Here is a 13,869-nt window from a genome sequence, read left to right as displayed (position 1 = left end):
GGCCGGGCGGCCTTCGCGCTCCAAAGCGTGCTAAGCGGCGCGCAACGTCATGCGTGAAGACGAAGACACCGCTCCGGCCGACGACACGGACGTGCCCGACGGCTACGTGGACATCCCGTTCGTCGTCGAGCCGAACTACGCCGGCTGGCGGTTGGACCGCTACCTCTGCGAGAAGATCCGCCGCATGGACCTGGAGCGCGTGCGGGGCATCATCCTGCGCGGCGTCCTGTGCGACGCGTACCGGCTCAAGCCCTCCACGCCGGTATACCCGGGGCTGACGTTCCGCATCCGCCGCCCTTCAAGCCAGGAGCCCGCGACGCCCACGGAGCTGCCCGTGGTCTTCTCCGATGACTGGCTGCTGGTGCTCGACAAGCCGGCGGGGCTGCCCATCCACCCCACCGCGCGCTACCACAAGGGCACGCTCGTCACGCTGTTGCGGGAGCGCTTCGGGGAGCGCTTCGCGGAGCCCGCGCACCGGCTGGACCGCGAGACGAGCGGGCTGGTGGTGTGTGGCCGCACCACGGAGTCGTGCCGCGTCCTGGGTGGGCTGTTCCTGTCGCGCGACGTGCACAAGGAATACCTGGCGCTGTGCGAGGGCCACCCTCCCGAGGACGCCTTCATCGTGGACGCGCCCATCGCGGAGGGCACGGACCTCATCCGCATCGCGGTGCGCATCGACCCGGTGCTGGGCAAGCCCAGCCGCACGCGCTTCCAGGTGCTCCAGCGCTTCGTGCATGACGGCGCGCCGTTCGCGCTCCTGCGCTGCTTTCCAGAGACGGGGCGGCAGCATCAGATCCGCATCCACCTGCACGTCGCGGGCTTCCCGCTGGTGGGGGACAAGATGTACGGCCCGGATCCGGGCTACTTCGACCGCTTCAGCAAGCACACCCTGGAGCCGGAGGCGTGGGCGCGCTTGCGGCTGCCCCGGCACGCGCTGCACGCGGAGCGCATCACGTTCCCGCACCCGGGCACCGGCGAGCCCGTCACCTTCGCCTCGCCGCTGCCCCAGGACCTGGCGGACTTCATCGCCGGGAAGGCCCCGGCCCCTTCGGAGCCGGAGCCCTCCACGCCTTGAGGCTCAGCCCGCCTTGCGCAGGCTCCTGGCGCCGGGCACCGCGCGCAGCAGCCGCGGCGGCATCCGGTCCACGACCTGCTCCGTGAAGCGGGCGAAGACCCGGAAGAGCACCGGCAACAGCACCAGCGTCAGCGCGCACGCGGAGACGGTCCCGGACACGATGACGATGGCCAGGGGCTTCTGCATCTCCGAGCCAATCCCATTGCTCAAGCACGCCGGCACCAGGCCCAGCGCCGCCAGCGTGGCCGTCATCAGCACCGGGCGCAGGCGTTCCCGGCTGCCGTGGAGGATGGCGTCGTCCAGGGACTCGCCGGCCTCGCGCCGCTCCGCGATGGCGCTCATCACCAGCACGCCGTTGAGCGCCGCCTGTCCGATGAGCGCGATGAAGCCCACCGCCGCGGCCACGCTCAGGGGCATGCCCGCCCAGTACAGGCCGAACACGCCGCCCATCAGCGCGAAGGGGACGTTGAGCAGCGTCACCACCGCCCGGCCGAACGAGTTGAACGCCTTGAAGAGCAGCAGCAGCGTGAGGAGTAGCGCCACCGGCAGCACGGTGAGCAGCCGGTTCATCGCGCGCTCCTTGCTCTCGAACTCGCCGCCCCATTCGATGCGGGTTCCTGGAGGCAGCGGGGCTTCCTTCTCCACGCGGGCCTGCGCGTCCTTCACGAAGGAGCCCAGGTCGCGGCCTCGCACGTTCATGCGCACGCCGATGTAGCGCCGGCCGTTCTCGCGGTTGATGGAGGCCCGGCCGAAGCCGGTCTTCACCTTGGCCAGCTCACTGAGGGGGACGAGGACTCCGCCCTCCACGGGGATTCGCAGGTGGGAGATCTTCTCCACGTCGTCGCGGCTGGACATGGGCAGGCGCATCACCACGTCGAAGCGGCGCTCGCCCTCCCAGAACTCGCTGAGCGGACGGCCTCCCACCGCCGTCTGGAAGACGTGCTGGAAGTCGCCCAGGGACATGCCGTGGCGGGCCAGGGCCACGCGGTCCGGCGTCACCTGGATGCTGGGTACCTCTCCGCTCTTCACGATGCCCAGGTCCGCGACACCGTCCACCTTCGCCAGCGTGGACTTCACCTTCGCGGAGTAGGCCTGGAGCGCCTGGAGGTCGTCGCCGAAGAGCTTCACCGCGAGCTGCCCCTGCTGGCCGCTGATGCTCTCGTTCACATTGTCACCGATGGGCTGGCTGAAGCTCACCTCCATGCCCGGCACCTCCGACACGGAGCGCTGCAGGACGGCCAGCACGTCGTCCAGCTTCGGTGTGCTCCTGGGCCACTCCGCGGGTGGCTTGAGCTTCACGAAGAACTCCAGGTTGTTGGTCAGCTTCGCGTCGGTGCCGTCCTCCGGGCGGCCCAACTGGCTGAGCACCCCGTCCACCTGCGGCGCCTGGCGCAGCAGGCTTTCGATGCGCGGCACCATCTTGCGGCCCTCGGACAGGGAGATGTTCGAGGGCATGGTGAAGGTCAGGTAGAGGCTGCCCTCGTTGAGCGCCGGCAGGAACTCGCTGCCCATGCGCGGCACCAGCGCTCCGGCGAAGAGCAGGGCCGCCGAGCACACCACGATGACGATGGCCGGGTGCTTGAGGCTCCAGCCGAGGACGGGGCCATAGGCCTTGTCCGCGGCCCGCAGCACCGGGGACTCCCGGTGCTTCACCGGCTTGCGGTAGACGAACGAAGCCAGCACCGGGATGAGCGTGACGGAGAAGACGAGCGCTCCGAGCAGCGCCGCCACCACCGTGTTCGCCATGGGCGCGAAGATGCGGCCCTCCACGCGCTCCAGCATGAAGATGGGCAGGTACGCCGCGATGATGATGAGCAGCGCGAACACCGTGGGGCGCACCACCGCCTTCGTCGCGCGCTGGATGCGTTCGAGGGGCGTCTCCCCCTCGTACTGGTGGCCCGACATGCGCGACAGGATGCTCTCGATGATGACCACGCCCCCGTCCACGATGACGCCGAAGTCCACCGCGCCCATGGACAGCAGGTTGGCCGACATGCCCCGCATCTTCAGGTAGATGAACGACGCCAGCAGCGAGAGGGGGATGAGCACCGCCACCACCAGCGCGGCCCGCAGGTCCAACAGGAAGATGAACAGCACCAGCGTCACCAGCAGCGCGCCCTCCAGCAGGTTGTGGCCCACCGTGCGCAGCGTCGTGTTCACCAGGTCCGTGCGGTCGTAGAACGGATCGATGCGCGCGTCCTCCGCCGTCAGCCGGGTGTTCACGGAGGCCACCGCGTCGCGCACCCGCTCCAGGACCACGGAGGGGTTCTCTCCCCGGCGCATCAGCACCACGCCCTGTACCACGTCGCCGTCCCCGTCGCGGCTCACCACGCCCTGTCGCGGGGACCAGCCCTCGTTCACGTCCGCCACGTCCTTGAGGAACACGGGCGTGCCTTCGTGCGTGGCCACGCGCACGTCGCGGATGTCCTCCAGCGTGTGGAAGAGGCCTTCGCTGCGGATGACGAACTGTTCGGAGCCCCGCTCCAGCACGCCGCCGCTGGCGTTCTCCGAGCCGTCCTTCAGCGCGTCCTCCACGTCGTCCAGCGTGAGGCCGAACGCGGCGAGCCTCGCGGGGTCCGGCTGGATGTGCACCTCCTTGAGCAGGCCGCCGTAGCTGACGACGTCCGCGACGCCGTCCACGCGCAGCAGGCCGGGGCGCACCACCCAGTCCTGGAGGGTGCGCAGGTGCATCGGGTCGCCCTTCGCTCCCTTGAGCGTGTACCGGTAGATTTCACCGATGGGCGTCGCCAGCGGGCCCAGGGACGGCGTGAGGCCCTGGGGCAGCTCCGCGTCGCGCAGGCGCTCCAGCACCTGGGCCCGGGCGAAGAGCACGTCCGTGTTGTCATTGAAGCTCAACGTGACGAAGGACAGGCCGAACATGGAGAGGTTGCGCAGGCGCGTCAGGCCCGGCATGCCGTTGAGGGCGCGCTCCAGCGGGAGGCCAATCTGGCGCTCCACCTCTTCGGACGGCTGGCCCGGGTAGAGGGTGATGACGTTGACCTGGGTGTCGGTGGGGTCGGGGAAGGCCTCCACCGTGAGGTCGCGGAAGCAGAAGTAGCCCCAGATGGCGGTCAGCAGCGTGAGGAACACCACCGCCGCGCGGTTCTTCAGGCTGAAGTCGACGAGCTTTTCGAACATGGGCGTTTGTCCTTTCCCTGCGTCAGTCCGCCAGTTCGATCTGGTTCTCCAGGAGCAGCGCCCCCCGGGCGACGAAGCGGTCTCCGGAGGCCAGGCCTCCTCGCAGCTCCACCTCACCGTCGCGGCGGCGGCCCGGCGTCACGGCCACCCGCTCCAGGCGGTTCGAGTCCCGGGCGACGAAGACCACCGAGCGGGCTCCGTCCGTCACCACCGCGCTGTCGGGCACCCGCACGCGCTTGACGCCCGTGGGCGGTGTGGGCGTCACCTCCACGAAGGCGTTGGGCCGGAAGCGGCGGTCGTCGTTGGGGACGCGCACGCGCACCTCCACCGTGCGGCGCAGCGGATCCACCACCTCAGACACCCGGTCCACCTTGCCGGCGCGGACGATGCCGTCGCGCGTGGTGACGGTGACGTCCTGGCCCTGTGTCATGTCCAGCGCGTCCGCTTCCTGGAGGTCCGCGACCACCATCACCTGGTCCAGGTCCGACAGGCGCACGAGCGGCTTGTCCCGGTCCGGCGTCACCTCTTGGCTGCCCACCACGTCCAGGTCCACCACCGTGCCGGAGCGCGGCGCCGTCACCCAGAAGAGGTTCTCTCCTCGCGAGGACACGCGGAGGCTGCCCTGCTTCGCCTTCGCGGCCTCCAGGGACAGCTCCGCCTGACGCAGCTCCGTCCGCGCGGCGAGCAGCTCCTTCTCCGGCGCGGCCCGGAGGGCCACCAGCTCCTGGAGGCGTTCGGCGCTGCGGCGCTTCTCCGCGAGCTCCGCCTCCGCGCCTCGCTGCTCGCGCAGCAGCTCCGCGAAGGCGCCAGAGCGGACGCTGAAGAGGTCATCGCCCTGCTTCACGCGGTCCCCGGGGCGCACCTTCACCTCCTCCACCCGGCCGGCGAGGGGCGCTCCCACGGAGGCGGTGCGCGCTTCGTCGAATTGCACTCGCGCGGGCGACGGGAGGGGCGTGAGGGCGCTGCCTTCGGTGGCCACGGCGAGCTGTACGTAGTGCCACTGCGGCGCGCCTTCCGGCAGGTGCACCGTTTCGCCCTTCACCGAGAGGCCAGGGAGGGCGGTCTCGCTCTCCGCGACGGAGTCGGTGGGGGTGAGCAGGTACAGCAGCACGCCGGTGCTCAGCAGGCCCGCTCCCGCGAAGGCCATCCAGACCGGGGTGCGGCGAGGGGTGGAGACAGCGGGCGTCGGCGCGGCGGAGGTGTCGGGGGTGTTCATGGGGGGGCTTTCAGGAGGTAGGGGGACGGGAACTCAGGACTTGGGGTGGGCCAGGGCATCCGGGGCGCGTGGACCTGCGGCGCTCGTCCGGTCGAGGGCGACGGTGAGGTGGTAGGCGGTCTGATCCAGGTCGGCCGCATGGAGCAGCAGCTCTCCGTAGGTGCGACGCGCGAGGAGCAGGTCCTGCAACGCCGCGCCTCCGGCCTTCACCGCCGCGTCCAGCCGCCGCACCACGCCCTCCGCGAGGGGGAGCGTCTGCGTGTGGAGCCGGTCGCGTCGCTGCCGCACCGCTCGCAGTTGCTGGTCCAGCACCTCCGCCTCTCGCTTCGCCTGGGCGGCGAGCAGCTCGCGCGCGACCCTTGCGGACTCCGCGCTGGCGCTGGCTTCGTGCGCGTCCGCCTGCCCGTGGTCGAAGAAGGGGAGGGGAATCGACAGGCCCACGAAGAGGGAGTTCTTCTGGTTGCCGGAGATCATGAACTGGTCGCGCGTGTAGCCCGCGCGCACCGTCGGGTCGGGAATCCAGCGGCGCCTCGCCAGCTTCAGGGAGGCCTGCGCCGCGTCCTGCTGCGCGCCGAGGGCCCGCAGGTCGGGTCTCGACTCGATGGCGTCCGGCACGGAGGCCCGGTCGAGGCGCATCTTGAGGAAGGCCGACGCCGGCTCCCTTCCTCCGAAGGGCTCACACGGCAGGCCCGCGAGCCGTGCGCACGCGATGAGCGCGTCCGCCAGCTTCACCTGCTCCTCGCCGAGCGACGTCTCCAGCGCCTGGGCTTCCAGCGTGGAGCGATCCACGTCCAGCCCCGCGGCGTCGCCGTGCTGCTGCCGCGCGCGTTGCAGCTCCGTGAGCTTCAGCGCGTCCTCGGTGAGCTTGCGCAGCTCCGCGATGCGCACCTCCGTGGCGGCCACGTCCGCGGCGCGCTCCAGCACGTCGTAGGTGCGCGTCCGCAGCGTGGCGTGCACGTCCAGCGCCGTGGCGGACAGCGCCGCCTTCGCCGCGTCCTGCCGGGGGCCCCGCTTGCCCAGTTCCACCAGCTCCGACACGCCGATGACGTAGTTGGGCACGTCGTCCAGGCGGCGCAGGCCGGGCGGGTTGGTCTCACCGATGGGGATGGTGTTCATCGACACGTCCAGCTCCGGGTTGGGCAGCAGGTGCGTGCGTTGGAGCGCCGCGCGCGACGCGGCGATGCGCGCCCGGGCCTCGGCGAAGTCGGGGGAGCGTTCCCAGAGGAGCGCGGCCAACCGGTCCTCGTCCGGCAGCGTGGCCAGCGACAGCAGGGTGGGGGGCGAGGGACGTTCCTCGGCACGCGCGGCGGGACCGAGCAGGGTGCTCAAGGCGGCGAGGACTGGCAGGGAACGGCGCAAGGGGCAGGCTCCGGTGAGAATCCGGAAGACCCCATGGCAAGCCGTGTGCCCGAAACAACCTCAGCAACTCCGGGCGGATGCGTCGCGGCGCGACTTCAAATTCCTTGAAGTGCCGACCGACTTCAAAATGCTTTCAACGCCTGGACCGCGGAACTTCAAACCGCTTCAGTCGCCGCCCAGGCGCTTCACGAAGGTTGGATAGGACAGCCCGAGCACCTTCACCGCCTCCATGCGCCGCCCGCCCAGTCGCTCCAGGACCCAGCGCACATAGGCGCGCTCCAGGTCCTCCATCGGTACGGGCTGGTCCACGCTGAAGGCTCCCGGGGCCACGGCGGCCGGTGCTTCCGTCGGCGCTCCACGGTTCGTGGGCACTCCCCCTCCGAGCACTTCCAGCTCCAGCTCCGGTCCCGACTCCAGCACCAACGCCCGCTCCAGGATGTTGCGAAGCTCTCGCACGTTGCCCGGAAACGCGTAGCTGGTGAGCCTGGCCCGGGCCGTGACGCCCAGCCGGACGTCTCTTCGTCCCAGCTCGCGGCCCAGGTCCGCCAGCATGCCTTCGGCCAGCGGGAGGATGTCCTCGCGCCGCTTGCGCAGGGGCGGCACGTCGATGCGGAACACGCCCAGCCGGAACCAGAGGTCCTCGCGGAAGCCGCCGCCGGTCATCAGCGCGGGCAGGTCGCGGTTGGTGGCCGCCACGATGCGCGCGGTGCTCGTCTGCTCCGTGGTGCCGCCCAGCCTCCGGAAGCGGCCCGAGTCCAGGAACGTGAGCAGCTTGGCCTGCAGCGGCAGCGGCAGCTCGCCCACCTCATCCAGGAACAGCACGCCCCCGTGCGCCACCTCCACCAGCCCGCGCCTCGCGGTGCGCGCGTCGGTGAAGGCGCCCTTCTCGTGGCCGAACAGCTCGCTCTCCACCGTCTGTTCGGGCAAGGCCGCGCAGTTGATGTGCACGAAGGGCGCGCCCCCGTCCTTCGACGCGAGCGCGTGCAGGTGCCTGGCGAGCTGCTCCTTGCCCACGCCCGTCTCGCCCAGCAGCAGCACCGGGCTGCGCGGGGACGCGGCGATGCGCTCCAGCATCGCGAACACCCGCTGCATCGCGGCGGAGGTGGGGGGCACCAGCCGGCGCCGGCCGGACAGCTCCGCCTCCGCCATCTCCAGGCGGTCTCTCAGCCGGCCCGCGTCCACGGCCCGGCGCGCTCGCAGGACCAGGTCCGCCAGCTCCACGGGCTTGGCCACGTAGTCCGTCGCGCCCGCTCGCACCGCGTCCACCGCGCTCGCGATGTCTCCGTGCGCGGTCACCATCACGACCGCGACGCCCGGCGCGTGGGCCTTGAGCTCGGTCAGGAACGAGAGCCCGTCGCCATCCGGGAGGCGGCGGTCCAACACCACCAGCGCGGGCGTGGCCTTCGCGAGCGACGCCCGGGCTTCGTGCAGCGAGTGCGCCACCGTGAGGCTGAAGCCCTCGCGCTGGAGGGCCACCGCCGCGATGGAGGAGAAGGCCCGGTCGTCGTCCACGAGGAGGGCGGGGAGGCTCATGCGCGGGGGGCCCGGGGAAGGTGGAGGAGGAAGCGGCTGCCGTCGGGCAGGCGCTCGAAGGTGAGCTGTCCGCCCTGATGCTCCAGCGCCTGGCGCGTCATGGCCAGCCCCAACCCGATGCCCCGGGGCTTGGAGGTGCGGAAGGGTTCGAAGAGGCGGCCCTCCGCGCCCTCGGGCGGACCGCCCCCGTTGTCCTCCACCGTCACCACCGCGGCGTCGGCTTCGAAGCGGGCCCGCACCCAGACCTGGGGCTGCGCCACCCGGCCCAGGTCCTTGGCCGCCACCGTGGCCTCCATCGCGTTGCGCACCAGGTTGTCCAGCGCGGTGGTGAGCAGCAGCGGGTCGCATGACAGGGGAGCTGCGTCCTGGGGCACCTCCACGTCCACGCGCACCTCGCCTGCTTCCGGCAGGGAGCGCAGGCCCTCCACCACGTCGCGCACCAGCCGCGACAGGTCCACGTCCACGCGGCGCACGACGGGCGGCTTGCCGAAGTTGAGCAGCGACGTGGCCAGGTGCGCCAGCCGGTCAATCTGGCCGTACAGCGTGCGCACCACGAGCCCGCCCTCGCCCTCCGGCGGGACGAGCCCGGTGGCGGCCTTGAGGCCGTTGAGCGAGTTCTTCACCTCGTGCGCGATGAGGCTGGCGGCGCTGCCCAGCGCGGCCATCTTCTCCTGCTGCGCGGCGCGGTCCTCCACCTCGCGGAACAGGCCGTAGACGCGGCGCCAGTGGATGGTGAAGAGCACCAGCGTGCCCACCTGGAGCAGCGCCAGCACCAGCAGCTGCACGAGGAAGCGGTCGCGCAGCCCGGACAGGAGCGCCGTCTCATCCGCGGCGAGCAGCAGGTGCAGCTCCGTGCCCGGCACCGGCGTGGCGGTGACGAAGGTCTCCGGCGCCGCGTCCAGCGACGGGGGGCGGGTGCCCTCGCGGATGAACGCGCGCAGCTCCCCGGCGGCGCGCGGCACGCTGGCCCACGACGGTGGCGCCGTGGGCAGGAACAGGTCCCCGGAGGCGTTGAGGACGAGCAGCTCCAGGTCGCTGCTCAGGGGCCGGCCGCCCGGCAGTGACGCGTTCGTGTCCAGCAGGCCCGCGAGCACCGCCGTGGTGACGCCCGCGCGCACCACCGGCACGGCGACGACGAAGGAGGACGCACCCGGCGCGATGGCATCCACCACCGGCGTCTGCCGCGCCAGCACCTGCTGGAACCACGGGCGCGCGGCGAAGTCGCCTTGCGAGGCGTCCGCCAGGAGCGGCGGGTCGCTCCAGCGCGGCTTGCCCTGCGCGTCCAGCACCATCACGCCCGCGTGGAAGAGGCCGGCGCGCGGGGTGGTGAGGTCCTGGAGGTCCTCGGTGGGCAGCTCGCGCTTCACGTCCGGGCCCACGCCTTCGGACACGCGCAGCAGCTCCGTCTGGAGCAGCTTCAGGTGCAGGCCCAGCGCCTCCGCGTAGACGCGCGCCTCCCGCGTCATGCGCGTCCGGAACTCCGCGCGGGCCCCCGCCACGTCACCGCGGTAGGAGAGCAGCGGGCCCGCGACGGCGACGACGCCCAGCAGCAGCAGTCCCGCGAGCACGGAGCGGATGAACTGCCGCTCCGCCTGCGCGAGTTCCGGCCGGCTGGAGGTCGAGGGCATCACCGGCACCGGGCGCCCGGACTCAGGCGCTCAGCTTGGCGTCCGAGTCCCGGGACAGCTTCTCCGTGAGGTACTGCCCGGAGAAGCACGCGGTGCAGTAGGTGCTCCGCTTCGGGTCCTCCACCGCGGCGCCCAGGCCCTCCAGCGACAGGTAGCCCAGGGAGTCCGCCGTCACGTACTTCGCGATCTCCTCCGTGCTGTGGCTGGCGGCGATGAGCTCCGTGCGGCTGGGCGTGTCGATGCCGTAGTAGCAGGGCCACTGCGTGGGCGGCGAGGAGATGCGCAGGTGCACGGACACGGCGCCCGCGGCCTTCAGCATCTTCACGATCTTCCGGCTGGTGGTGCCGCGCACGATGGAGTCGTCCACCACCACCACGCGCTTGCCCTTGAGGACGCTGCGCACGGCGGACAGCTTCAGCTTCACGCCGAAGTGACGGATGGACTGCTGCGGTTCAATGAAGGTGCGGCCCACGTAGTGGCTGCGGATGAGGCCCACGTCGTAGGGGATGCCGCTCGCCTGCGCGAAGCCGATGGCCGCGGGCACGCCGGAGTCCGGCACCGCGATGACCAGGTCCGCGTCCGGCGCGGGCTGCTCGCGCGCCAGCTGCATGCCCAGGCGCTTGCGCACGTCGTACACGCTGGTGCCGAAGAGCACCGAGTCCGGCTTGGCGAAGTAGACGTGCTCGAAGATGCAGCGGCCCAGCCGGGGCGCGGGCTTGAAGGGCATGCTGGCGCGCAGCACGCCGTTCTCGATGACGATGAGCTCGCCGGGCTCCAGCTCGCGCACGATCTCCGCTTCGATGAGGTCCAGCGCGGTCGTCTCACTGGCGACGACGAACGCGCCTTCCTTCATCTTGCCCAGCACCAGCGGCCGGAAGCCGTGCGGGTCGCGCACCGCGATGAGCTTGTCCTCCGTGAGGAGCAGGATGCTGTAGGCGCCCTCCACCTTGCGCAGCGCCTCCACCAGCTTGGCTTCGAAGGTGGGCTGCTTGGAGCGGGCGAGGAGGTGCATCACCACCTCCGTGTCCGCGTCCGACTGGAAGAGCGCGCCCTCCGACTCCAGCGAGGCCTTGAGCTCCGTCGCGTTCACGATGTTGCCGTTGTGCGCGATGGAGAACTGGCCGCCCGCGTACGCGACGAACAGCGGCTGGGCGTTCTTCAACTGGCTGCCGCCCGCCGTGCTGTAGCGCACGTGTCCGATGGCCGCGTCTCCCGGCAGACCGTCAATCACCGGCGCGGTGAAGATGTCCGCCACCAGCCCCATCTGCCGGTGCGCGCGCAGCAGGTGGCCGTCGGACGCGACGATGCCGGCGGACTCCTGTCCGCGGTGCTGCAAGGCGTGCAACCCCAGGTACGTCAGGTTGGACGCTTCTCCGTGACCCGTGATTCCGAAGATGCCGCACATGGCGCGCTCCCTTACCCCTTTCGACCGTGAAGCGGAACAGGAACGCACGTCTCGAAGGCAGGTATTCCATCTGTCGCAAGACGTCGGCTCCTGTAGGCCAGGCAGGGTGGCGCTGGCCGGAAAGGTAGGAGCCGCCCCAGCATCGGGAGCGATTAGGCTGCCTCTGGCATGTCCTCTTCCCGTCGCTCCGTCCTCCGCGCCCTGCTGCCCTTCGCCTTGCTGACCGCGGGGGCCGCGTACGCGATTGCTTCCTGGAACTGGTGTGGACGCTGGGAGGAGCGCACGCCCGTGGTGCTGTCCCAGGTCCGGGGCGAGGGCTCCCTCCGAGCAGGCGCCGCGAAGGTGGCCCTGACGCCGCCCTTCCCGGTGGTGGTGGCCGGCTACGCACCGCCCAGGCCCGAAGCGAGCCAGGCCGCGATGCCCCTCCACGCGAGGGCGGTGGTGCTGGAGGCCGGGAGCGCCCGCGTGGGGGTGGTGTCGCTGGAGCTGCTCTTCGTTACCCCGGAAATCGTGGCGCAGGTGCGCGAGCGCGCCGCCAGGGTGGGGGTGAGGGAGGTGCTGGTGCTGGCCACGCACACGCACTCCTCCTTTGGCGGCTACGACACGCGGTGGGTGGCCCAGCTCTCCGGCACGGGCCGCTACATGCCCTCGGCGGTGGGCGCGGCGGTGGCGGGCGCGAGCGAGGCGCTGGAGAAGGCCGTCGCTTCCCTGGAGGACGTGACGCTGGAGGTGGGGGGGGCGGCGGACGCGGGGCTCGTGTCCTCGCGCAGCGGGGGGCTGGCTCCTGACGGACAGCTCACGCGCGTGGTGCTGAAGGGCGCGACCGCGCCGGTGGCGGAGGTGCTGATGTTCGCCGCGCACGCCACGCTCATTCCCCGCAAGGAGGCGCTGGTGGATCCGGACTACCCGGGCCGGCTGAGCGCGCTGCGCGAGGCCGCGGGCAGCGGCGTGACGTTGTTCGTGCAGGGCAGCCAGGGCAACGCGTCCGTGGCCTTCTCCGAAGGTCAGGGCGCGGAGCGGGCCGCGGGCTTCGCGAGCCGGTTGTCCACGCTGGCGGACGGCGCGGCGCCGGCGGCGGTGGCGGGGCCGGTGCGGCTGGCCTTCGCGCGGGTGCAGGCGTCCCTGCCCCGGCCGGACTCCTCGCGGCTGGTGCCGGCGTTCACCCGCGCGGCGGGGGACAACTTCCTGTGCGCTTCCTCGCCCCGGGAAACGGAGGTCGACGCGCTGGCGCTGGGGCCGCTGGAGCTGCTGTCGATTCCGGGCGAGCCCACCACGGGCGCTGGACGGGCGCTGGAGGCGCTCACGGGGGCGACCCACGTGCTGGGGCTGGCCAACGGCTACGTGGGCTACCTGGACACGTCCGAGGTCGTGCTCACGGGGCAGGGCGAGTCCCGGCGCCAGTACTTCGGCCCGGCCCTGATGGAGCGCCTGGGCGCCGCCGCGCGCGTGGCCGCCGGGACGGTGGGCTTCTCCGCGCCGGAGTGACGCGGAGCGCCTGGTTGCCCGCCTGCCCTGTCGACCTCCTGGCGAACGGTCGTCGTGGGAATTCCCATCGCTGCCCCAGGGAGCGCTGCCTACCTTGGTCCGCAGGGTGGCTCGACAGCAGAGGGGGTCTGGATGCGGTGGCAAGGTGGACGTCGCAGCTCGAACATCGAGGACCGACGGGGCTCCGGCTTCGGACGCCCGCTCGCGGTGGGCGGTGGCGCGGCGTCGTTGGTGGTGGCGCTGCTGGTGATGCTGCTGGGCGGTGACCCCTCCGACGTGCAGGTGGATTCGCGGTCCCCCTATTCGGATCCCGCGACCGGGGGCTCTGGGCGCGCGGTGGATCCGGCGCAGGAGGAGCTGAAGGACTTCGTCTCCGTCGTCCTCGCGGACACCGAGGACACCTGGCCCGGACTGCTGGAGCCCCTGGGCGTGCGCTACGTGCAGCCCCGGCTGGTGCTCTTCTCGGACGCGGTGCAGTCCGCGTGCGGCGCGCAGGAGAGCGCGGTGGGGCCCTTCTATTGCCCGGGCGACCAGCGCGTGTACCTGGACCTGACCTTCTTCGACGAGCTGGAGCGCCGCTTCGGCGCGCCCGGTGACTTCGGCCGCGCGTACGTCGTCGCGCACGAGGTGGGGCACCACGTGCAGAACCTGCTGGGCGTCTCCCAGAAGGTGCAGTCGCTGCGCCGCCGCACCAGCGAGGAGCAGGCCAACCAGCTCTCCGTGCTGACGGAGCTGCAGGCAGACTGCTTCGCCGGCATCTGGGCCCGCCACGCGCAGCAGGAGCGCGACATGCTGGAGCCGGGCGACATCGAGGAGGGCCTGGGCGCGGCCAGCGCCGTGGGCGACGACACGCTCCAGAAGCGCGCCCGGGGGCACGTCGTCCCGGAGTCCTTCACCCACGGCTCCTCCGCGCAGCGCATGACCTGGTTCAAGCGGGGCCTGGAGCAGGGCACGCTGGAGGCCTGCGACACCTTCAACGCGCGCCGCTGACCCCGACCAGGGCGTCCCCCGGAAGGTGCGCCGGGGGACG

General features: G+C 71.7%; 9 protein-coding genes. 3 read left to right on the top strand and 6 right to left on the bottom strand.

Translation table 11 applies throughout. The annotated features are described in order from the left end of the window. Positions 1–49 precede the first annotated feature (49 nt). Positions 50–1,075: an RluA family pseudouridine synthase gene (locus tag OV207_RS32895; protein WP_267559032.1), complete on the top strand. Its 1,026-nt coding sequence runs from the start codon at positions 50–52 to the stop codon at positions 1,073–1,075. A gap of 3 nt (positions 1,076–1,078) precedes the next feature. Here OV207_RS32895 and OV207_RS32890 read toward each other — a convergent pair whose 3' ends face one another. The 6 genes from OV207_RS32890 to purF all read right to left on the bottom strand — a co-directional run bounded on the left by OV207_RS32890 (position 1,079) and on the right by purF (position 11,354). After that, entirely contained in the window at positions 1,079–4,213 is a 3,135-nt protein-coding gene (locus tag OV207_RS32890; protein WP_267559030.1) for an efflux RND transporter permease subunit, read from the bottom strand. A 22-nt stretch (positions 4,214–4,235) separates the two neighbouring features. Beyond that, positions 4,236–5,429 (bottom strand): efflux RND transporter periplasmic adaptor subunit, encoded by a 1,194-nt coding sequence (locus OV207_RS32885; RefSeq protein ID WP_267559028.1) that lies wholly within the window; start codon positions 5,427–5,429, stop codon positions 4,236–4,238. 33 nt (positions 5,430–5,462) lie between these two features. Further along, positions 5,463–6,788 (bottom strand): TolC family protein, encoded by a 1,326-nt coding sequence (locus OV207_RS32880; protein WP_267559027.1) that lies wholly within the window; start codon positions 6,786–6,788, stop codon positions 5,463–5,465. A 165-nt stretch (positions 6,789–6,953) separates the two neighbouring features. Beyond that, positions 6,954–8,321, bottom strand: a complete 1,368-nt coding sequence (locus OV207_RS32875; RefSeq protein ID WP_267559026.1) for a sigma-54-dependent transcriptional regulator — start codon at positions 8,319–8,321, stop codon at positions 6,954–6,956. Next, positions 8,318–9,949, bottom strand: coding sequence for an ATP-binding protein (locus tag OV207_RS32870; RefSeq protein WP_267559025.1), 1,632 nt, complete (start codon positions 9,947–9,949; stop codon positions 8,318–8,320). Before OV207_RS32870 ends, OV207_RS32875 begins: the two co-directional genes overlap by 4 nt. A 22-nt stretch (positions 9,950–9,971) precedes the next feature. Continuing rightward, positions 9,972–11,354 carry an amidophosphoribosyltransferase gene (gene purF, locus OV207_RS32865; RefSeq protein ID WP_193346827.1) on the bottom strand — a complete coding sequence of 461 codons (1,383 nt, stop codon included), beginning with the start codon at positions 11,352–11,354 and terminating at the stop codon, positions 9,972–9,974. Between the two features lie 168 nt (positions 11,355–11,522). On the opposite strand from purF, the gene OV207_RS32860 reads away from it, so the two are divergent. Both OV207_RS32860 and OV207_RS32855 read left to right on the top strand, forming a co-directional pair. Continuing rightward, the gene (locus tag OV207_RS32860; RefSeq protein WP_267559024.1) at positions 11,523–12,839 is read left to right on the top strand and encodes a neutral/alkaline non-lysosomal ceramidase N-terminal domain-containing protein; all 1,317 of its coding nucleotides are present in this window, start codon (positions 11,523–11,525) and stop codon (positions 12,837–12,839) included. A gap of 132 nt (positions 12,840–12,971) precedes the next feature. After that, positions 12,972–13,829, top strand: a complete 858-nt coding sequence (locus tag OV207_RS32855) for a neutral zinc metallopeptidase (RefSeq protein ID WP_193346829.1) — start codon at positions 12,972–12,974, stop codon at positions 13,827–13,829. Positions 13,830–13,869 lie beyond the last annotated feature (40 nt).

It is taken from the genome of Corallococcus sp. BB11-1, from assembly GCF_026626625.1.
GTDB lineage: Bacteria > Myxococcota > Myxococcia > Myxococcales > Myxococcaceae > Corallococcus > Corallococcus soli.
This window is presented reverse-complemented; position numbering and strand designations above follow the sequence as displayed.

Excerpts from the sequence above, each read along its gene's own strand:
- OV207_RS32895 (WP_267559032.1), top strand. The coding sequence starts at position 50 with ATGCGTGAAGACGAAGACACCGCTCCGGCCGACGACACGGACGTGCCC.
- OV207_RS32890 (WP_267559030.1), bottom strand. The coding sequence starts at position 4,213 with ATGTTCGAAAAGCTCGTCGACTTCAGCCTGAAGAACCGCGCGGCGGTG.
- OV207_RS32885 (WP_267559028.1), bottom strand. The coding sequence starts at position 5,429 with ATGAACACCCCCGACACCTCCGCCGCGCCGACGCCCGCTGTCTCCACC.
- OV207_RS32875 (WP_267559026.1), bottom strand. The coding sequence starts at position 8,321 with ATGAGCCTCCCCGCCCTCCTCGTGGACGACGACCGGGCCTTCTCCTCC.
- OV207_RS32870 (WP_267559025.1), bottom strand. The coding sequence starts at position 9,949 with ATGCCCTCGACCTCCAGCCGGCCGGAACTCGCGCAGGCGGAGCGGCAG.
- purF (WP_193346827.1), bottom strand. The coding sequence starts at position 11,354 with ATGTGCGGCATCTTCGGAATCACGGGTCACGGAGAAGCGTCCAACCTG.
- OV207_RS32860 (WP_267559024.1), top strand. The coding sequence starts at position 11,523 with ATGTCCTCTTCCCGTCGCTCCGTCCTCCGCGCCCTGCTGCCCTTCGCC.
- OV207_RS32855 (WP_193346829.1), top strand. The coding sequence starts at position 12,972 with ATGCGGTGGCAAGGTGGACGTCGCAGCTCGAACATCGAGGACCGACGG.